The sequence below is a fragment of the Synechococcus sp. H55.7 genome, assembly GCF_047462395.1.
In the GTDB taxonomy this organism is placed as follows: domain Bacteria; phylum Cyanobacteriota; class Cyanobacteriia; order Thermostichales; family Thermostichaceae; genus Thermostichus.
Genome location: NZ_JANSJD010000013.1, coordinates 52,178 through 70,315, shown reverse-complemented (window position 1 = coordinate 70,315; position 18,138 = coordinate 52,178). Strand labels below are relative to the sequence as shown.

The window sequence follows — 18,138 nt, the reverse complement described above, 5'->3', positions numbered from 1 at the left end:
TCGTCTGTGGCAGACCCCCGGTGTACTGATTGTGATCGAAGTTGAGGTTCACCAACAGTTGCGGCAGCTTTTGCGGCAGTCTCCCGAAGCTGTGTGGCCCCATCAGTTGACGATGGCCCGCATGGTGGCGCGGGGGCTGCGGTTGGGTCGCAGCACCTTGATTCAGGTGCCTGCTGGGGGCCAGCACCGCCTCAGTTATCTGCTGCCGGCTCTGATGTGGCCGGATGCCACGTTGCTCTGCGCTCCGGCGCCCGTGCAGGCGCAAATCTTGGGGGAAGAGATCCCCTGGCTACAACAGACCCTGCAGTTGCACAAGCCCGTCCTGCAAAAAGACCGCTGGCCGGAGCCCGATTTTCGGGGGCTGCTGTTGGTGGATCCCCTGGATTGGCTGCAGGCTCGCCTGAGAAAAGATACCTCGGAAGTGCCAACGGGGATCCCTCTGATCCTCGATGGAGCCGAAGACTTGGAAGATTGGGCCTACCAAGCGCTGACGGTGACCCTGGAAGCCAGCCACTGGCAGCAGCTCCGGCAGATCTTCCCCGCCGAAGCTGAGCAGCTTTCTCAGGCGCAGGTCAATTTGGCTCTGCGGCTTTTGCGGCGACCGCTTTGCCGCTGCCTGCTGCATGCGGATGAACAGGTTCACCTGGATGCTGCGCTGTCTTTGCTGGTGGGCTACCCCGGCTGGTTGCCGGATCCTTGGGATCAGATCCGCCGGCGGCTCAGGGATCCTGTTTCCAGTTGGATCTGGTGGGCGGAAACCGACCGAGAAACCGGTCGCCTCACCCTTCACCACAGCCCGACAGCTCTGCACGATCGGCTGGCACCCATTTGGGCCACACAGCCGGTGGTCATTATTGGGGAAGCGCTGGATCTGGATCGTCAGGCAGCAACCTATCGGCAACGGTTGGGCTTGCCGGATCTGACGCCGTTGCGATTTGCCTCAGGCGAAAGTTGGTCACGTTCCGGCGAGGCGGAGCTTTGCCTCTACTTGCCGCGCCTGCCTTTGCCCAACAACCCTCTATTTCGAGATCACCTGCTGCAAGAGCTGAAAAAGCTGATCCCTCAGACGCAAGGCTTTGTGGCGGTGTTGGTATCGGATCGGCCCCTGCAGGCACAGGTGGGTGCGGCTTTGGCCGCCGAATTCGGCTCGCGGGTGCGGGTGAACAGCCTATCTCCGGGAGAAAGAGGGATCTTGGTCTGCGACTGGCTCCACTGGCTGCACCACAAGGCCAGCCTGCCCTGCCCGGAGCTGCTGGCCATCGTCACCTTGCCTTTTCCCTCTGTGGAAGATCCCAGGGTGGCCGGACGGGTGCACCATCTGCAACGCACTCAGCAGGACTGGTTCCGTCAGTACCTTTTGCCGGTGGCCGCTGCCCAGTTGCAACGGGCCGTCGCGCCCCTGCGGCAAAACCTGCATGCGGGCCAAGACTCCAGCTCGCCGACCCGATGGGTGGCCATTTTGGATAGCCGCATCATTACCCGTAGCTACGGCGTCTCGCTGCTCAATGCCTTGGGGCCAACTTTGCGGGTCGAACAGCGCAGCCAATTGTTTGTTTAGGGATCCCTGGGCTTGTGGGCTCTTTGCCCTCACCCCCAGCCCCTCTCCCAGAGGGATGACCCAAGCGCTCCGCGCCGCTAGCGCGAACACCCCCGGCCCCTCTCCCAGAGGGATGACCCTCACCCCCGGCCCCTCTCCCAGAGGGAGAGGGGAGATTTGTATCCTAGGTAGCCAAAGCCAACCGGGATCCAAGCTATTCTGAAGGTGAATCACTCCTGTTCACCCTCTTCTCTTTCCTCTCATGACCAGTTCTACTCTCAGACCCGATGCAGCCCTGCGCGAGCAAGCCGTCTGGAAGCCGTTGCGGCAGGCCATTGTGGAAAGCTCAGGGTTTCGAGGATGGCTGCAGGGGCGGGAGCTGCCCAGCCAGGAGGCGGAGCTGGATCGTCTGGTGCATCGCTACCTGGAGCAGACCCTCTCTCACTTGGCCTACTAGAATCCCCATAACCACAGCCAAAGGGGCAAGGTGAACAGAGCCGCCAAGTAGCCCACGGCCAAGGCGGCTACGGTGAGCTCCCGATCCAGATTGTATTCTTCCGTAAGCACCAGGGTGGCGATAGCGGGGGGCATGCCCGCCTGCAGGGTCAGCACCAGCTTGGCCAAGGATGGATAAGGGGTAAAGGCGAGGCCGATCCCTACCAAAAGAGGCACGAGCAGGATTTTGATCGAGAGGGCCACTGCGGCAGGGAAAAAGGATCCCCAGCGCTTCACTTGAGCCAGCCGCATTCCCAAGATGATCAGACCCAGGGGAATCGTGCTCCAGGCAAAGGCAACCAAGCCTTGAGAGAGCCACCCCGGCAGGGGTTGGCGAGCCAAGGCCAAGCCGACAAAGAAGGCCCAAAGGGTGGGGCTGCTCAGCAGTCGGATCGCTGTTTGCCGGGGACGAGGGCGAGAGGGACTGTGGCGGCTGGCCACCCACACCCCCAGCCCATAGGCCGTAAAGAGCGTACCCAACAAATCGTAGAACAAAGCCCAGCCGAAGTAGGCGCTCCCGGCCACCGCCAGACAGATGGGGTAACCCAAATAGCCGCTATTCCCTAAGGTGGCCGCCAGATAAAAACTTCCTCGCCGTGCTCTGCTCCAAAGCCAGGGATCCCGCTCGTTCTTTCCCTGCCAGGCATGGTGTTGCCATCTTAGCCAGGCGTTGGCCAGGGCAAACCCCAGCCCGGTTGCCAGCCAGCAGACCAAAGGGGCCACCCAGATCTGGCCGGAGAGATCCGCCTTCTGGATAAATCCAATTGTGCCCAGGGGCACCCCCACCCAGAACATGAACCGGCCCAGAACGTGGGGATCCAGCCAACGCTTCCAGCTGGTGGGCAGCCTTTTCTGGAGGACAAACCCCAGCAGCGTCCAGCCCAGCAGGGGGAGATAAACCTGAAAAAGGGTGGTGAGCACGCCAAAGTGGCTCTAGGGGGAAGAGGAAAGGGATCCCGTCATCACCCAGTTAGCTAGGGATCCGCTGGGGTTCTTCACGTAGGGCAAAGATGCGCAGAATCACCGCTTCCACAACCCGGTCTGGGGTAGAGGCGCCAGACGTGATGCCGATCTGCACCGGCCCATCGGGTAACCAACCCTCGGTAACAATTGGGTCTTGGTGGAGGGGCTTGTGGCGGATGCGGTTGGGGGGTTGGATGCAGTCGGGGCCATCGATATGGAAAGAGGGCAGCCCCTTGGCCAGGGCAATTTCCTGCAGGTGGGTGGTATTGGAGGAATTGAACCCGCCGATCACCACCACCACGTCCAAGGGCCGCTCCAGCAGCTCGAACATGGCGTCCTGCCGTTCTTGGGTGGCGTTGCAGATGGTGTTGAAGCTCATGAAGTGGTTGTCCAGCTCCTGGGGGCCATATTTGCGCAGCATGGTGGTCTCAAACAGCTTGGCAATGGCGCGGGTTTCCCCTTCCAGCATCGTGGTTTGGTTGGCGATGCCAATCCGCTCCAGATCCCGATCCGGATCGAAGCCGGGAGAGGTGGCCTTGCCGAAGCGCCGCCGAAATTCTGCCGCATCTCCGCCTTGCAAAATGTAGCGGGCGACCCATTGCGCTTCTTCCAGGTTCAGCACCACCAGATATTTTTGGGCAAAGGAGCTGGTGGCCACGGTTTCTTCGTGGTTGTACTTGCCGTGGATGACAGAGGTGAATTGGGCGGCGCGGTGCTTGTCCACCTGGTTCCAGACGCGGGACACCCAGGGGCAGGTGGTATCGACGATCTCATTGCCCTGCGACCGGAAAAACGCCATCTCCGATACGCTGGCCCCAAAGGCAGGCCAGATCACCACGTCCTCGGGCCGGATCTGGGAAAAGTCCTTGTTGCCGTCGGGGCCTTTTTCCACAAAGCGGATCCCCATCTCCTGCAGGTGGCGGTTGACCAGAGGGTTGTGGATGATCTCGTTGGTGATCCAGATCTGGCGATCCGGAAAGCGGCGCCGCGCCTCGTAGGCATATTCCACCGCCCGCTCCACCCCCCAGCAGAAGCCAAACGCCTTGGCCAGATGGATGGTGATATCCCCCTGCCGATAGCGGTAAGACTGGGCGCGGATCTGCTCCACCAGAGGGCTTTTGTAGGTGGTTTGCAGCTCCCGTTGGGCCTGGTCTTTGTGCTCCTCAAACCCCTTGGCAAAGTAGGTGCTGGAGCTGCGCAGAGCCTTGCGCAGGGCGCGGGGATCTTCGGGGAAGGTGTTCGGAGAAGAAGCTTGAGAATGAGGCATGGTGGTTACTCGTGCTTGCGCCGCTGGTGCCATAAGGATCCTTTCTCAGCTTACGCCCTATCTTAAAGGCGTGCGCCAACCCGGCAGCCGGATAACCTACCCAAATCGGACAGGATCCCGGACTCAAACCCCAAAGGCCAGGGCAACTCCCGAAAGATGGCGCTCTAGGCAGGCGGCTGATCCTGCCTTTCCAGTTGCTGCAGCCGTTCCTGGAGCTGGCGGGCAGTCAGAGAAAAACTGCGCCCCGGCCAAAGAAGAGAGCCCAGCCCCGCCGTCAACAGTCCCAGGCCGATGGCCGCGGCGATGAGCAATCCCAGCGGCAGCTCCACCGAGCGCCACATTAAAAAATGGACGGTCAGGGGAGTGGGGTTTTGTCCGGCCAGGACTGCCACTCCCAAAGCCAGCAGCACCGTCAAGACCAAGTGGAACAGCAGCAACATGAGGGATCCCGTCGCAACAGTTCTATTCTGCCTTGCTGGCCGACGGAGCAGGCCAGGGCCGCACTGTGCCATCGGGCAGGATGGCGCCGCTTAGGTCGGCACCGGTCAGCACCGCTCCGCCTATTTTTGCCCCGCTCAGGTCGGATCCCTGCAGTTGCGCACGGGTTAACTTGGCTTCCCACAGGTAGGCCCCGTGCAAGTTGGCTTCCCGCAAATCGGCAAAGCTGAGATCGGCGCCAATGAGGTTGGCTTCCCAAAGGTTGGCACCGCGCAGGTTGGCCCCCATCAGGTTGGCGGAGCTGAGATCGGCTCCACGCAGATCCGCCTCCTGCAAGTTAACCCCGCTCAGCTTGCCAAAGGAAAGGTTGGCCCCTCTCAGATTCACCCCCTGCAGGGTGGCGCGTACCAGATCCACGCCCACCAGGTTGGATTCTTGAAAGTTGCGCTCGCCGGCGGCATAGTTTGCCAGCAGCTCATCTGCAGTGGTCATTCGGGGCATGGCCGGGTACCCCCAATCGCCGAGTTTATTCAGCAACCCTTGATTGCCAAACGAGGTGCTGATGACTCAATGCTAGATGTTGGCCATTATACCGTCTATCTACAGCCGCTCGCGGCTCACGGCGGGCAAGAAGGGATCCCCGCCGTTGTCTCATCTGCCCTCTGGGGAGAGGGCGGGGTTGCTTCTGCCACCCTTTGGATGTGCAGCTCCAAGTAGCCGGTGGCCGGATCCGGCTGACGGGAGAAGCGGTAGTCCAGGCTGTCGGCGAGGACAATCTCGGCGGTGGTGTAGATGAGGCAGCCGGGGCGCAGGTGCCCTCCCCAAGTTCGGCCTTGGGCATCGGCAACAGCCAGATGGAGATGGACGCCGTCCGGGCACAGGGATCCGCTCAGGGACAGGATCTCCAGGCATTCCGACAAGAGGTGATCCTCTGTTTGGTCAGCCAGGCGCAAGGTGGCTTGGCTGAGGCTGCCGACGGCGCTGAGGACAAAGGCTGCCTGCAAAGGTTGTTGGCGGGCAAAGCGCTCCAGCTCCTGCTTGAGGTCTTGGCCGGGCAGCAGGCGTAGGGGGTAGATCTTGAGGGATCCCGTGGGTAGAGGCTGTTGGCGCTCAGCAGCAGCGCTCCCCGGTCGCCAGCCGGGCTTGACCACCGGGTAGGCACGGGCAATCACCAGGCAGTCGTCAGGCACAGGGTAGCGGGCAGGAATGGTGGAGCCGGCGGCAATGGTGACATCGGATCCCACCTTGAGGGGGGCCACCAGCACCGAGTTGGCGCCGGTCTTGCTGCGATCGCCGATTTCTGTGAAGTGCTTCTGCTGGCCGTCGTAGTTGGCGATGATCGTGCCGGCGCCGATGTTGACCTGGGATCCCAGCTTGGCGTCACCCAGGTAGGCCAGGTGGGCGGCGTTGGTGTGGGATCCGATCTGGGTGTTTTTGACTTCCACAAAGTTGCCGATGCGGCAGCCGTCGCCAATCTGGCTGTGGGGACGCACATGGGCGTAGGGGCCTACCCAGACGCGATCCCCAATCTGGCTGTGGCTGACCACCGAGTAGAGAATGTGGCAATCGGAGCCGATGGTGCTGGACTCGATCCAACTGCCCGGCCCCAGGCGGGTGCGCGGCCCGATGCGGCACCTCCCGCGCAGGTGGGTTTGGGCTTCGATCACCACATCGGGGGCCAATTCCACCGTCTCTTCCAGGCTGCTGCTCTCGGGATCCACAAAGGTGACCCCGGCTTCCATCCAAGCTTCCTTGAGGCGATCCTGCAAAATCTGGTGGGCCTGGGCCAGTTGGCGGCGGTCGTTGATGCCCACAATTTCTTGCGGGTCGGCAACATCCAGGGCGATGGCTTTGCTCACCCGCTTGACGGCATCGGTTAAGTAGTACTCCTGCTGGGCGTTGTTCCGCTCCAAACTCGGCAGCACCCGGGCCAGGGCCGGCCAATGGAAACAGTAGACGCCGCTGTTGATGCGGCGATTTTGCCGTTGGGCCGGGGTGCAGTCCCGCTCTTCCACCAACTCCAGGATCCGCTGTTGAGCATCGCAAAACACCCGCCCATAGCCATAGGGATCCACCACCTGAGCCGAGAGCAAGGTCACATCCGGCTGGACTTGGCGGTGGCGTTCCACCAGCGCCTGCAGGGTTTCCACCCGCAACAGAGGCACATCCCCGTTGACCACCAGCAGATCCCCCTGAAAATCGTCCAGGACGGGTAGAAGCTGCTGCACCGCGTGTCCGGTGCCCAGTTGCTGGGCCTGCTCCACAAATTCGACCGGGTACTCCCGCAGGGTCTGTCGCACCTGCTCCTGCCCGTAACCCACGATCACCAAACAGCGCTGGGGCTTTAAGGTCAGCACCGTGCGCAGCAGCCGCTCGATCAAAGACAGGGATCCCAGCTTGTGCAGCACCTTGGGCAATTGCGACCGCATGCGGGTGCCCTTGCCCGCTGCCAGGATCGCCACCGCCAGCTCCCGCTCTGCCATCTTTGCCCTCCGATCTGCCCCCATCAAGTATACGCGGCAGTTGCTTGCCCAACCTGGAGCTGGTGTTCCCTCCCCCTCTGCCAAGCCCTGGGAAACTGCGCTAGCCTGGTGGCACGTGTAGGTGGGGCAGGGTATGGCCGAGAGCGAGGGCTCCGATACCCCTCTTCAAAAACGTCAGCGCTTGGTTCGCGAGGCAGCCGGCTGGCTGGCAGTGCTGGGGGTGCTGATCCCAGGGCTGCAGCGTTTTTACATGGGCCACAAGCGCTGGGGCTGGGTGTACTTGCTGGTGGGGCTGATGGTGTTGGTTCCCTCTATTCCCCTGCAGATCCTCAGCTATGGGCTACGAGCGCTCTGCCTGCTGGAAGGGCTATGGTTGCTCACCATGACCAATGAGGACTTCGATTTTCGCTTCAACCGGGATCTCATCGAGCTGGACTGGACCAGTGCGCAAGATCGGGAAGTCCGGGATCCCGAGCAGCAGTTGCAAAGTCAGTTGCAGCAAGGCTTGATCACCCGCGCCGAGTACGAGGAGCGCCGCCGACAAATCCGCAAGATCTCCTAAGTCGAGCATTAATCCCTGGATCAGGCTTTTGCTTGGACAGCCAGCCCGATCAATAATCGTTTCGGTGTCGTTTTTCTCAGCAATAACCCCCACCCAAGCCGGGCTTTTTCCTCTCCCTTGTCCATTCTGCTCTACTCTCCTGCCTGTCTGTATGTTGCCAAGTCTTCCTCTCGCAGCCGTTCCCCTCTTCTCCATCGCGGCAGCCATGCTCTTGGTCTACTTGCCCATGGGGGTGGTGGGCTATGCGCGGGCCCGCGTCGGCTACGACCTGCATGCGCCTCGGGCTATGTTCGATAGGCTACCCCCCTACGGCCAGCGGGCCACCTGGGCCCATGCCAACGGGTTTGAGACTTTTGGGATGTTTGCCTCAGCGGCGTTGATCGCCTACATCACCGGCCCTCACCCGGATCCCTGGTCTTTTGGCCTCAGCGGCGACGAAGGGGTAGCTGTGCTGTGTGGGGTGTTTCTGCTGGCACGGCTGCTCTACAACTTCTTCTACATCGCTGACATCCCCATCGGGCGATCCCTCTCCTTTTTGGCCGGATCCCTGGCCACCTTGGGCCTGTTGCTGATCAGCCTGCTGCCTTTTCTCGGCGGGAGCTTGGCCTAAGCTGGCGAGGGAAGTTCCCCCGTCATTTTTTGATCCTGCCGGTACCCTGACTCAACCTGCAATACTGGAAAAGGATGGCGTCCCCTATCCACGGCCCACTACGCAACGGTCAGCCATGTATACTCTGGAATTGCTTCTGAAAGGGAACCCTGCCCCCATCGTTGTCCACCAAAAAGAGGAGGAAGCGGCCAACCGGGCCTACCAAAGCATAGTCAATGCTTTGCAGAACGGCTCCCCTCAGAGCTTGGAGCTGACCTGCGACCGCACCGGCAAAAAGGTGTTCCTGCTCACCGGCGAGCTGTGTGGTGTGCAAATGACCTCTAAGTCGGGTGGCGCCAGCCCCATGGGAGCCCGTCCCGGTTTTTTGGCCCAGTTGCAAGGCTGAGGACGGCTCTTTTCTCTCTACCGCCAGGGATCCCCATGTCTGAGGTGGCCATTCGGGTGGAGAGCTTGACCTTTGCCTGGCCGGAACGTCCGCCGGTCTTGCAGGGGTGCAGTTTTGCCATTCCCAAGGGCCAGTTGTGGATGCTGTTGGGGCCCAATGGCAGCGGCAAGTCCACCCTGTTACAACTGTTGTCCGGATCCCTGACCCATCCCCAGCCTCTTTCAGGTCACCTGGAAATTTGTGGTCGGCTGGGCTATGTGTTTCAAAACCCGGATCACCAACTGTTCATGCCCACAGTGGGGGCCGATGTGGCCTTTGGCTTGGGGGCAGAGGCTCTGGCTTGGGCGGAAATTCACCGGCGGGTGGAAACAGCCTTGGAACAGGTGGGACTCAAGCACCTGATCCGCCGGCCCATCCACGGCCTCAGCGGCGGACAGAAGCAACGGGTGGCGGTGGCGGGGGCCTTGGCCCGACGCAGCGAAGTGCTGCTTTTGGACGAGCCGACCGCTCTGTTGGATCCCGATAGCCAGGCGGAGTTGCTGCGCTGCATCCGTCAACTGGTGGATCAAGAGGGCATCACCGCCCTCTGGGTCACCCATCGGCTGGCGGAACTGGAATGGGCGGACGGAGTAATTTTCCTCTCCGAAGGACGGGTGCGCTATCAGGGATCCCCAGAGCAGGTGCGGCAACAAATCGGGCAACTGTTTGACGCCTAAGGGATCCCTGCGATCCCAAAGAGATCGCAAAAGGGTGGCTGCACCTCGCCGGCGCCCCTGTCTAGAATAGGTAATGTATGCACGTGTTCAATTCGATTGACACAGGGTCATTATCCTGGACTCATTCCCCACTTGGATTGGCTGGTTCCCACCAGTTGATCCTCAGCCACATCCGATCCCTGCTGACCTGCGTCAATCGGCTATCCAGCGGGCCATCGGCCCCATCTAGTCTAAAGGAGCCTTGAGACCATGGGACTGTCTGAAGTCATCGCCAAAGAACTGGAAAATGCTCGCAACGTCTGCTCTGAGTACGGCGAAGGGGATCCCCACTGCCGTGCCGCTTGGGATGCCGTTGAGGAGGTGCTGGCAGCCCGCAGCCACCAGCCCAAAACTCCCAGCAGCCTGGAGCAGCACTGCGCCGAAAACCCAGATGCCGTCGAGTGCCGGGTTTACGACACCTAGTTCCTGGGAGCCCTGCAGATGATCTCGGTTGATTGCGTAGCGATCGACGGGGCTTGCTGCTGGGGATCCCTAGCCAGATTCACCAGCCTGCCGGATCCTTGCCGGTAGGCTTTGCCCTTCGCAGCTAGAAGGCCACTTTTGGCTGCCATCCATCGAAGCTAGGATCGGAACTCTCCAGAAGGTCGATGGGATCCCCACCGCCTTTGCAGGAGCGTCTTTTCACGAAGAAAGTTTTTGGGCCGAATGAGCCCGAACCCACAAGACAAAGGCTAGCGCCAGCAGCACCAGTTGGGGGAGCAGCGTCTGCCAAGTGGGATACAGGCCCAGCCAGCGCAACTTTGGGATCCCGATGAGAGGGGTGACCGGCAGCCAGTCCGCCACCTGCAAAGCGTGCAGGCCACTACCCAGAAACTTAAAGCCCAAATAGAAAACCAGCAGACTGAGGCCCCGGAAAAAAGCTCGCAGCGGCAATCTCAGCCCCACCTGCAGCAGCAGGATCGCCACCCCCACCAACATCAGGGATCCCAGTCCGATCCCCAGCCAAAATTCTTTTGCCGGCAGGGCGGGGGCCAACCCCACATAAAACAACACTGTTTCCGCCCCCTCTCGAAACACCGCCATAAACGCCAGGGAAGCCAAAGAAAAAACCTGGCCGGTGGCCAGTGCCGCCTGCGCTTGTTCTTGCACAAAGGTTTGCCAAGAAGCCACTGCAGCCCGGCGGTGCAACCAAAGGCTGACCGAAAACAACAAGCCTGCCGCCACCAGCCCAGTGATCCCCTCCAGCACCTCTTGCCGCGTGTGGGTGAGCAACTGCTGGAAAAACAGCTTCACCAGCAGACCCAGCATCACCGCTGCCAGCAAGCCTGCGGATCCTCCCAGCCACACCCAGCGCTGCTGAGCCGACTGCCCGCTCTTGCCCAAAAGCGCCAGCAGCGCCACCAACACCAGGAGAGCCTCCAGGCCCTCCCGCAGCAAAATCGAAGCGGCATCCAGGAAGGTGTAGTCGGACATCAGTTCACCCAGACAGGCGGCTCAATTCTGTCCGGAGCCAAGAGGGTTTCTAGGTGGTGGCCGGAATGAACTTGAGGGCAGCAGAGTTCATGCAGTAGCGCAAACCCGTGGGCGGGGGGCCATCCCGAAACACATGCCCCAGATGCCCACCGCAGTTAGAGCAGTGCACTTCTGTGCGGGGCACGAACAACTTCCAATCCGTCTTGGTACCGATCACATGGGGAGCAATCGGCTCCCAAAAGCTGGGCCAACCGGTGCCACTGTCGTACTTGGCTGCCGAGGAAAACAGCTCCTGCCCACAGCCGGCACAGACGTAAATGCCTGCGGCCTTGTTGTCGTAGTAGGCATTGCGGAAAGGAGGCTCCGTGCCCTCCTGGCGCAGCACATAGTACTGCTCTTCGGTGAGCAGTTGCCGCCATTCGGCATCGGTTTTGGTGACGGGATAGGTCTGTTGAGCCATTGCTCGTTGCTCTCCTACCAAGCTAAGGGATCCTGGGATGAACCCAGCCACGGTCAAAGTCAATAGCTTGCGTCGTCGCATGAGAGGTTCATCCATCCTCACCGTCTAAACAGCGGAAGGAGCCATCGCCAACCCGTTCTCTACTTGGCTGAGGGGGATCCGTCCGCTTTTGTCCGCTGGCTGTTGTTGGAGGATTGCCAGCAGATTGTCTTTATCTTAACTCTTCTTCTTTACGAACAGCCGCGTAAAGCCTCCGGTTTCCAACCGGGGGAGTGTCCAGTCCTTTTCCCCTCTTCCCGAAAGCTGAGCAGGTATCCATCTATGGGTTCTATCGGCAGCTTTTATCCTCAGCCTGAGGCGTAATCCCGTTACAATTAAGCTCGAGCAAGCTGCTTGTCCAACTCTAGACGAGTAATGGAGTTCTTCCTATGCTGCTGGTCGGCTCAGGCGCACGGTTTGTGCAGCAACTGGAGCAATCTGGGGCTCTGGCCATCTTTGTGACCCCAGAAGGGGGATCCGAAGGGCATTACCTGCGGCGGCTGCGCGGAGCCGGGTATGAGGTGGTCACGCTCTCCAGCAAAGGAATCGGAGATCTGGCGAGCTATTTGACGTGCAGTCATGGGGTACGGCCTGCCACGCTGGGCAAATCGGAGCGGCGCACCTATTTTTTCCCGGCGTTGATCGAGCAGTATCGAGCCACCTTGCCCGCGAAGGCGAAAGGATTGGTGTTTTGGTTTTACGAGGGGCATGTGCTCAGCCAACAGGAACTCTCTTACCTGGTGAAGCTGAGCCGGGAAGACAAGGGGGTCAAATTTGTCGTGGAGCTGGGCCGAGAGCGCTCCATTCGCTGGCAACCTCTGCAAAGCGCCTGAGCATCTTCTCAGGATCCTGGAAAATTCTCTGCTACCATCTCAGATAGATGGCCTGCAGCTCAGAACCATCCTGCTAGCGGCTTCTCTCACCTGTGACCTTGCCAACCGCCTCGCTGCAACAGGGTACTTGGTTTAAGCTGATCTGTGGCGCAAGTTTTCACCACTTGCCCTCGGTTCGCGAGCTGGCTTTTCTCTACACGCTGGCTGGGGCAGATTGCATTGACGTCGCTGCCGATCCCGCCATTGTGCGGGCTGCTCAACAAGGGATCCAATGGGCCCAAGCCGAAGATCCCCGGGCGCGCTCCCCTTGGGTGATGGTCAGTGTCAATGACGGGGAAGATGTGCACTTCCGTAAGGCGGTGCTGACGGCTCCGGTCTGTCCTGCCGACTGCCCCCAGCCGTGTCTGGCCGTCTGTCCTCCCCATGCTTTGACACCGGCAGCCCTTCCTGCCCAAGTCCACATTCAGGCAGAGCTGTGCTATGGCTGTGGGCGCTGTGAGCCGGTTTGCCCCCACCGGCGCATTGCCACCTGCGGCTATCAAGTTGCTTTGGCAGAGGTGTTGCCGCCTTTGCTCGAGTTGGGCATTCAGGCAGTGGAGATCCACACCTGCATCGGTCGTCAGAGGTCATTCGAGCAACTGTGGGGATCCCTGAAGCCCTGGCTACCTCACCTCCAGGCAATCTCGATTAGCTTTAACGATGGCCCGGGCCTGGAGGCCTACTTGAGGGATCTGCTGGCCCTGATGGATCCCTTGCCGGAGGTGTTGATCTGGCAGGTGGATGGCCGGCCCATGAGTGGCGATATTGGCGCTGGCACCGGCAAAGCCACCCTGAAGTTGGCCCAAAAGGTGCTGGCCATGGGTTTGCCCGGCTATGTGCAACTGGCGGGCGGAACCAATGCCCAAACGGTGTCGCTGTTGGATCCCGATTGGCCAGTGGCGGGGGTGGCCTTTGGCAGCTACGCACGACAGTTGGTAGCGGCCCATCTGGAAGGGCCGAGCCCAGCGGAGCCAGGATGCAATCCTGGATTGGCGGCGGGGATCCCGTTGGCCAAGCAGTTGGTGCAGCAAGTGAAGCGGCGATCCATTGCTTGCAAACAAACCTGTTTTTCCTGCGTTTAGTGACCTTGCTCAGCCATGAGTTTTCCCGCACAGCCCTCAACCCCAAATCCGTTGGCGGATCCGCACCGCTTACGCGAACACACTGGCTTTCCCGGCCAGGTTCAATACAGCGACGACTTGAGCAAACTTCTGGATATCCTGCCGGCTCCGATTCGCGAGCGCCTAGAGCAGCATCCCCACCTGGATCGATTGGTAGAAGTGGTGATGGATTTGGGTCGCCGCCCCGAAGCCCGCTTCCTTGGCTTTGCCGATTACCTCTCAGAAGAGGTGATCACCCGAGCCGACTTGGATCAAGTGATCAGTCGGGTTGGAGAGTTCAGCGGTGACAACCGGGCGGGCATCGCCTCTACCCTGCATCGCATCAGTGCCATTCGCAACCGCCAAGGCACGATCATCGGTCTCACCTGTCGGGTGGGTCGCTGCGTTATCGGCGTCATCAGCATGATCCGCGACTTGGTGGAGCAGGGTCGCTCCATGCTGTTGCTGGGCCGACCGGGGGTGGGTAAAACCACGGCTTTGCGGGAAATTGCCCGCGTGCTGGCGGATGAGCTGGGCAAACGAGTGGTTATTATCGACACCTCCAATGAGATCGCCGGCGATGGCGACGTGCCCCACCCGGGTATTGGCCGAGCCAGACGGATGCAGGTGGCCAGCCCAGAGCTGCAGCACAAGGTGATGATCGAGGCTGTGGAAAACCACATGCCCGAGGTGGTGGTCATCGACGAGATCGGCACCGAATTGGAAGCCTTGGCCTCTCGCACCATCGCCGAACGGGGGGTACAACTGGTGGCCACCGCCCACGGCAACCGCATCGACAACCTGATCAAAAATCCCACCCTCTCGGACTTGGTAGGCGGGATCCAATCCGTCACCTTGGGAGATGAGGAGGCACGGCGACGGGGCTCTCAAAAGAGTGTCTTGGAGCGCAAAGCCCCACCCACGTTTGAGATTGCCGTCGAAATGCTAGAGCGATCCCGCTGGGTCATCCATGAAGATGTGGCCGCCACCGTGGATCGCCTCCTGCGCAACCGCGAGCCCCTGACCCAAACGCGCAGCCTGGACGAACACGGCCAGGTGGTGATCGAGCGCCCGGCTCTAGCCGGCCCCCAATGGCCCCCTGCAGGTGCAGCACGGGAGCGAGGTGGATGGCGGCGCTCTGGACGGATGGAAGCTCTGCCCAAGGACTCCGTCCCGCTAACGCGATCAGAACCGCTCGAAGGTTGTTCGCGACAGCGAGGAGAGCCAAGCCTGCTCTTGGACAAGCGGGAGGACGCTGTCCCGCCGACGCCGGCGGGATCCCATCCTGCGGTTCAGGTCGTGGCTGAATCCGGAGCAGCCGAAGAGGAAGAAGATTTGGACTGGGAGGGATCCGCTCTGGCTCCAGCAGAGCGGCAGTGGGATCCGGATGAGCCGCTGATGATCTACCCCTACGGAGTGAGCCGCTTCCATCTGGAGCAGGTGATCCAGACTTTGAAACTGCCGGCGGAGGTCACCAAAGACCTGGATGGGGCAGATATTGTCTTGGCTTTGCGATCCCAGGTGCGCAGCCGCTCCAAGATCCAGCAACTGGCCCACTCCCGCCAGATCCCGATTCATACTGTTAAGGCCAATACTTTGATCGCCCTGGCCCGCGCCCTGCGCCACATCCTCAACATCGAAAGCGAAGACGGATCTGATTCCGACCTGGAGCTGTTCATTCGCGCCAGCTCGGGCGACGAAACGGAAGCTCTGGAAGAGGCCCGCCTGGCAGTGGAGCAGATCGTCATTCCCAAGTCTCAGCCGGTGGAACTTTTGCCCCGTTCGCCTCTGATCCGCAAGCTCCAACACCAGTTGGTGGAACATTATCACCTGCGGGCCCAAAGCTTTGGGGAAGAGCCCAACCGCCGCTTGCGCATTTATCCCAACTAGAGCAACTCGACAACTTAGCCGGCTAGCCCAAGCGCTCTGCGCCGCTGCCCTCACCCCCGGCCCCTCTCCCTGAGGAACGACCCAAGCGCTCCGCGCCGCTAGCGCGAACACCCCCGGCCCCTCTCCCTGAGGAACGACCCTCACCCCCGGCCCCTCTCCCTGAGGGAGAGGGGAGTTAGGGATCGACGTAACCAACCATTGGATGCCAGGATAAGCGGGTGCCAAGCCTTGGCGATGTCTCCTCAGTCCTCTCCCGGCCAGTCTCCTGGGGTGGCAAGTGGTCTGCCCGATCCCTTGCCCCCTCTTTCGACGCGACTAAAGGAAATTGCTGCGGTGTTCTTGCGGCTGGGATCCCTGGGGTTTGGCGGCCCACAAGCTCACATTGCCATGCAACACGATGAGGCGGTGATCCGGCGGGGCTGGATGAGCCAGGAGCAATTTGCCGAAGGGGTGGGCCTGTGTGAACTGTTGCCGGGGCCGGCTTCTACCCAGATGGGGATCTATGTTGGCTATGTGCGGGCAGGCTGGTTGGGGGCGGTGCTGGCGGGCTTTTGCTTCATCGCGCCGGCTTTTGTGATCGAGGTGATTTTTTCTTGGCTTTATTTTCGCTTTCAGGGGGTGCCACAGCTAGAGGGGCTATTTTTTGGGGTGGCCCCGGTGGTAATCGCCATTGTCTTGGCCTTTTGCTGGAAGCTGGGCCGCAAGGCGGTGCAAGACTGGAGCCGGGGGCTGATCGCGGTGGCGGCTTTTGCTCTGCTGCTAAGAGGGGTGAACATCCTGGTGTTGTTTGGGCTGGCGGCGCTGGTGGGGTTGGTGCTCTACGGGCCAAGGAGCCCTTTGCCAGGGATCCCAGCTCTGCTGCCGGGGCCGGTGTTGATGTTGGCCCAGACGGTGGGGGCCGCGGTTCCGCCAGAAACCCTAGCCGTGAGCAGCTTTTGGGGGCTGGAGCGCATTGGCACTTACTTCTGGCCTTTGACGCTGTTTTTTTTCAAGGTGGGCAGTGCCATCTTCGGGGGAGGGTTGGTGATCATTCCCTTCATCGCCGACGAAGTGGTGGATCAGTTGGGCTGGTTGACGCCAGCGGAGTTTTTGGATGGGGTGGCCATTGGGCAGTTTACCCCCGGCCCGGTGGTGCTGACGGCAGCTTTCATCGGCTACAAGGTGGCGGGGGTGTTGGGGGCGCTGACGGCGACGGTGGCGATCTTTGCCCCTTCTTTTGCCTTTATTTTGCTGGCAGCACCGCTGTTGCTGCGCATACGGCGCAACGCTTGGGTGAAGGGATTCCTGCAAGCCATCACCCCAACCGCGCTGGGGGCGGTTGCCGCAGCCACAGTGCCTCTGGCCCAAAAGGCGCTGCTACAAGAAACAACAGCAGCCTCGTTGATGGCCTTGGGGATCGGTGGGGCGGCCTTGATCGCCCTGCTGCGCTTCCGGCAGCCCACGTGGCTGTTGGTGATGGCTGGAGCGGGGTTGGGCTTGCTGGCCCGCAGCCTGTAGGTGCTTTTGCTTTGGATTCCTGGATCCCCTCTCTATTATGAAGAGAGCCTAACTCGCGCTTGCTGGGATTGACAGCGCTAACTTGCCTGGGGAAGCCCTTCTCCAGCGGGATCCCGGCCTTCCAGACGGCAGAACAGTTGCCGTATCAACAGCTCCCGTTGGCCCAGCGAGAGATGGGGGGCAAGGGTGCTTGGAAAGTGGGGCATGGCCAGAGTAACGCGATCCAGCAAGTCGGCGCGGCGGTGCTTTTGCTGGATGGCCCAAGCCCGCTGCACAAGATCTGCGGCTGTTCCCAGCTCCAGCCCTGCTCGTTCGGCCAGCCAAGCGGCCAATTGCTCCAAATCGGGGTCGAAGCGCAGCCGGTACATGTAGATCAGCATGCCAATCCCAAGCACTAGGCCTACAGCGCTGGCCACATAGGCAGCCTTGATGGAGGTTCCCGGCAGATAGGCCACCGCCGAGACGCGCAAGATTTCATAGGGGATGCGAATTAAGCTGTAGCCGACGACATAGGTCCAAACCCAGGTGCCATCTTTGAGTTTGGGAAAGCGCCAGAACATCCCCATCAAGAGGGCAAACAGAACCAGGTTGAGGACGCTTTCGTAGAAAAAGATGGGGTGAAAAAACTCAAACTGGCTGTATTGCGGCTCGCGGGCTTGGGGCGGGATGTACACCCGCAAGGGCCATCTGCTGTCGGGGAGAATGGGGGCCCCGTAGGCCTCGGAGTTAAAAAAATTGCCCCAGCGCCCGATGGCTTGGCCCAAAATTAACCCTGGCGTGAGCACATCGGCGTACTTCCAGCCGTTGATCCCGGTGGCGCGGCAATAGAGGTAAAGAGCAAGCGCGCCGGCCAGCACGCCACCGTGAATGATGATGCCTCCCCGCCAGATGGCGAAGGCCGAGAGGGGATCGTCCCTGAACTCCGACCAGTGGGTGAGGACGTAGTAGAGGCGGGCGCCCAGAAACCCGGACACCACCAGCCACAGGGCTAGGATCTCGACCCGTTCGCTGGCCTTGCCGGGCTCTTTCTCCAAATGGCGAGCCTCTGCCAGGGCTTTGGTCAGGAGCAGGCCGACCAACACGGCAATAGCCATCAGCAGGCCGTACCAGCGCAGCCCCAGCCCACCTACCAGAGGGGTTTCGGGGGGAAAACGGAAGACAAACTCTCCCGGTGAGCTGAAGGTAAGGCCCAGCAGACCTGCACTCCATGGATTCATCGACAACACCCTCTGCACCCCAAAATCCCCCAATTCAGTTCCAGCAGTCGGCTTCCATCAACCTCACCTGCCAGCAGGACGAAATCCTCTCCGGGTTCTTTGCTCCAGTTTTGAGCAGCCGTTCCCGCACCTCG

At 60.9% G+C, this 18,138-nt stretch carries 19 protein-coding genes and 1 pseudogene; 11 read left to right on the top strand and 9 right to left on the bottom strand.

Annotated elements, in window-relative coordinates; genetic code table 11:
- The first annotated feature begins 31 nt into the window (after positions 1-31).
- A complete protein-coding gene (locus tag NW851_RS08200) occupies positions 32-1,558 on the top strand; it encodes a hypothetical protein (protein ID WP_414333626.1) in 1,527 nt (508 codons plus the stop codon).
- A gap of 241 nt (positions 1,559-1,799) precedes the next feature.
- Positions 1,800-1,994, top strand: a complete 195-nt coding sequence (locus tag NW851_RS08195) for a hypothetical protein (protein WP_414333628.1) — start codon at positions 1,800-1,802, stop codon at positions 1,992-1,994.
- Here the strand turns inward: NW851_RS08195 and NW851_RS08190 are convergent.
- The 6 genes and pseudogenes from NW851_RS08190 to glmU all read right to left on the bottom strand — a co-directional run.
- A complete protein-coding gene (locus tag NW851_RS08190; protein ID WP_414337699.1) occupies positions 1,991-2,953 on the bottom strand; it encodes an AEC family transporter in 963 nt (320 codons plus the stop codon). The two genes, NW851_RS08195 and NW851_RS08190, sit on opposite strands and share 4 nt — an antisense overlap.
- A gap of 49 nt (positions 2,954-3,002) precedes the next feature.
- On the bottom strand, positions 3,003-4,262 hold the full coding sequence (locus NW851_RS08185) for a 4-hydroxy-3-methylbut-2-enyl diphosphate reductase (protein WP_414337725.1): 1,260 nt from the start codon (positions 4,260-4,262) through the stop codon (positions 3,003-3,005).
- A 164-nt stretch (positions 4,263-4,426) separates the two neighbouring features.
- On the bottom strand, positions 4,427-4,702 hold the full coding sequence (locus NW851_RS08180; protein WP_414333634.1) for a lipopolysaccharide assembly protein LapA domain-containing protein: 276 nt from the start codon (positions 4,700-4,702) through the stop codon (positions 4,427-4,429).
- Between the two features lie 22 nt (positions 4,703-4,724).
- Positions 4,725-5,192: a pentapeptide repeat-containing protein gene (locus tag NW851_RS08175; RefSeq protein ID WP_414333636.1), complete on the bottom strand. Its 468-nt coding sequence runs from the start codon at positions 5,190-5,192 to the stop codon at positions 4,725-4,727.
- A gap of 125 nt (positions 5,193-5,317) precedes the next feature.
- Positions 5,318-5,851, bottom strand: coding sequence for a PPC domain-containing DNA-binding protein (locus NW851_RS08170; protein ID WP_414337723.1), 534 nt, complete (start codon positions 5,849-5,851; stop codon positions 5,318-5,320).
- A pseudogene (gene glmU, locus NW851_RS08165) lies at positions 5,834-7,183 on the bottom strand (bifunctional UDP-N-acetylglucosamine diphosphorylase/glucosamine-1-phosphate N-acetyltransferase GlmU); the annotation flags it as partial. The gene NW851_RS08170 and the pseudogene glmU, both read right to left, overlap by 18 nt.
- A 133-nt stretch (positions 7,184-7,316) precedes the next feature.
- Here glmU and NW851_RS08160 point away from each other — a divergent pair.
- From NW851_RS08160 to NW851_RS08140, 5 genes are all read left to right on the top strand, one after another.
- On the top strand, positions 7,317-7,745 hold the full coding sequence (locus NW851_RS08160; protein WP_414336248.1) for an SHOCT domain-containing protein: 429 nt from the start codon (positions 7,317-7,319) through the stop codon (positions 7,743-7,745).
- Positions 7,746-7,896: 151 nt separating this feature from the next.
- On the top strand, positions 7,897-8,355 hold the full coding sequence (locus NW851_RS08155) for an MAPEG family protein (protein ID WP_414337694.1): 459 nt from the start codon (positions 7,897-7,899) through the stop codon (positions 8,353-8,355).
- Positions 8,356-8,470: 115 nt separating this feature from the next.
- Positions 8,471-8,740, top strand: coding sequence for a hypothetical protein (locus NW851_RS08150; protein WP_414333639.1), 270 nt, complete (start codon positions 8,471-8,473; stop codon positions 8,738-8,740).
- Positions 8,741-8,775: 35 nt separating this feature from the next.
- Complete coding sequence (locus NW851_RS08145) at positions 8,776-9,456, top strand: energy-coupling factor ABC transporter ATP-binding protein (RefSeq protein ID WP_414333641.1); 681 nt, start codon at positions 8,776-8,778, stop codon at positions 9,454-9,456.
- A 249-nt stretch (positions 9,457-9,705) separates the two neighbouring features.
- The gene (locus tag NW851_RS08140) at positions 9,706-9,918 is read left to right on the top strand and encodes a CP12 domain-containing protein (protein ID WP_414333643.1); all 213 of its coding nucleotides are present in this window, start codon (positions 9,706-9,708) and stop codon (positions 9,916-9,918) included.
- A 219-nt stretch (positions 9,919-10,137) separates the two neighbouring features.
- Here the strand turns inward: NW851_RS08140 and NW851_RS08135 are convergent, their stop codons facing one another.
- Both NW851_RS08135 and msrB read right to left on the bottom strand, forming a co-directional pair.
- A complete protein-coding gene (locus NW851_RS08135) occupies positions 10,138-10,929 on the bottom strand; it encodes an FTR1 family iron permease (protein ID WP_414333644.1) in 792 nt (263 codons plus the stop codon).
- A gap of 49 nt (positions 10,930-10,978) precedes the next feature.
- Positions 10,979-11,389, bottom strand: coding sequence for a peptide-methionine (R)-S-oxide reductase MsrB (gene msrB / locus NW851_RS08130; protein ID WP_414333661.1), 411 nt, complete (start codon positions 11,387-11,389; stop codon positions 10,979-10,981).
- A gap of 428 nt (positions 11,390-11,817) precedes the next feature.
- Here msrB and ndhN point away from each other — a divergent pair, with 428 nt between their 5' ends.
- The 4 genes from ndhN (at position 11,818) to chrA (ending at position 16,787) form a co-directional block, all read left to right on the top strand.
- On the top strand, positions 11,818-12,261 hold the full coding sequence (gene ndhN, locus NW851_RS08125) for an NAD(P)H-quinone oxidoreductase subunit N (RefSeq protein ID WP_414333646.1): 444 nt from the start codon (positions 11,818-11,820) through the stop codon (positions 12,259-12,261).
- Positions 12,262-12,353: 92 nt separating this feature from the next.
- On the top strand, positions 12,354-13,382 hold the full coding sequence (locus NW851_RS08120) for an LdpA C-terminal domain-containing domain (RefSeq protein WP_414333648.1): 1,029 nt from the start codon (positions 12,354-12,356) through the stop codon (positions 13,380-13,382).
- 15 nt (positions 13,383-13,397) lie between these two features.
- A complete protein-coding gene (locus tag NW851_RS08115; protein WP_414333649.1) occupies positions 13,398-15,290 on the top strand; it encodes a R3H domain-containing nucleic acid-binding protein in 1,893 nt (630 codons plus the stop codon).
- Positions 15,291-15,524: 234 nt separating this feature from the next.
- Entirely contained in the window at positions 15,525-16,787 is a 1,263-nt protein-coding gene (gene chrA / locus NW851_RS08110; RefSeq protein WP_414333651.1) for a chromate efflux transporter, read from the top strand.
- A 77-nt stretch (positions 16,788-16,864) separates the two neighbouring features.
- Here the strand turns inward: chrA and lgt are convergent, their stop codons facing one another.
- Positions 16,865-18,004, bottom strand: coding sequence for a prolipoprotein diacylglyceryl transferase (lgt, locus tag NW851_RS08105; protein WP_414333653.1), 1,140 nt, complete (start codon positions 18,002-18,004; stop codon positions 16,865-16,867).
- Positions 18,005-18,138: the final 134 nt, after the last annotated feature.

What these genes read in the sequence shown, in the direction of transcription:
- NW851_RS08155 (WP_414337694.1), top strand. Translation starts at nt 7,897, where the DNA reads ATGTTGCCAAGTCTTCCTCTCGCAGCCGTTCCCCTCTTCTCCATCGCG.
- ndhN (WP_414333646.1), top strand. Translation starts at nt 11,818, where the DNA reads ATGCTGCTGGTCGGCTCAGGCGCACGGTTTGTGCAGCAACTGGAGCAA.
- NW851_RS08150 (WP_414333639.1), top strand. Translation starts at nt 8,471, where the DNA reads ATGTATACTCTGGAATTGCTTCTGAAAGGGAACCCTGCCCCCATCGTT.
- NW851_RS08140 (WP_414333643.1), top strand. Translation starts at nt 9,706, where the DNA reads ATGGGACTGTCTGAAGTCATCGCCAAAGAACTGGAAAATGCTCGCAAC.
- NW851_RS08135 (WP_414333644.1), bottom strand. Translation starts at nt 10,929, where the DNA reads ATGTCCGACTACACCTTCCTGGATGCCGCTTCGATTTTGCTGCGGGAG.
- lgt (WP_414333653.1), bottom strand. Translation starts at nt 18,004, where the DNA reads ATGAATCCATGGAGTGCAGGTCTGCTGGGCCTTACCTTCAGCTCACCG.
- NW851_RS08145 (WP_414333641.1), top strand. Translation starts at nt 8,776, where the DNA reads ATGTCTGAGGTGGCCATTCGGGTGGAGAGCTTGACCTTTGCCTGGCCG.
- NW851_RS08185 (WP_414337725.1), bottom strand. Translation starts at nt 4,262, where the DNA reads ATGCCTCATTCTCAAGCTTCTTCTCCGAACACCTTCCCCGAAGATCCC.
- NW851_RS08115 (WP_414333649.1), top strand. Translation starts at nt 13,398, where the DNA reads ATGAGTTTTCCCGCACAGCCCTCAACCCCAAATCCGTTGGCGGATCCG.
- NW851_RS08175 (WP_414333636.1), bottom strand. Translation starts at nt 5,192, where the DNA reads ATGACCACTGCAGATGAGCTGCTGGCAAACTATGCCGCCGGCGAGCGC.
- msrB (WP_414333661.1), bottom strand. Translation starts at nt 11,389, where the DNA reads ATGGCTCAACAGACCTATCCCGTCACCAAAACCGATGCCGAATGGCGG.
- NW851_RS08180 (WP_414333634.1), bottom strand. Translation starts at nt 4,702, where the DNA reads ATGTTGCTGCTGTTCCACTTGGTCTTGACGGTGCTGCTGGCTTTGGGA.
- NW851_RS08160 (WP_414336248.1), top strand. Translation starts at nt 7,317, where the DNA reads ATGGCCGAGAGCGAGGGCTCCGATACCCCTCTTCAAAAACGTCAGCGC.
- NW851_RS08195 (WP_414333628.1), top strand. Translation starts at nt 1,800, where the DNA reads ATGACCAGTTCTACTCTCAGACCCGATGCAGCCCTGCGCGAGCAAGCC.
- chrA (WP_414333651.1), top strand. Translation starts at nt 15,525, where the DNA reads ATGTCTCCTCAGTCCTCTCCCGGCCAGTCTCCTGGGGTGGCAAGTGGT.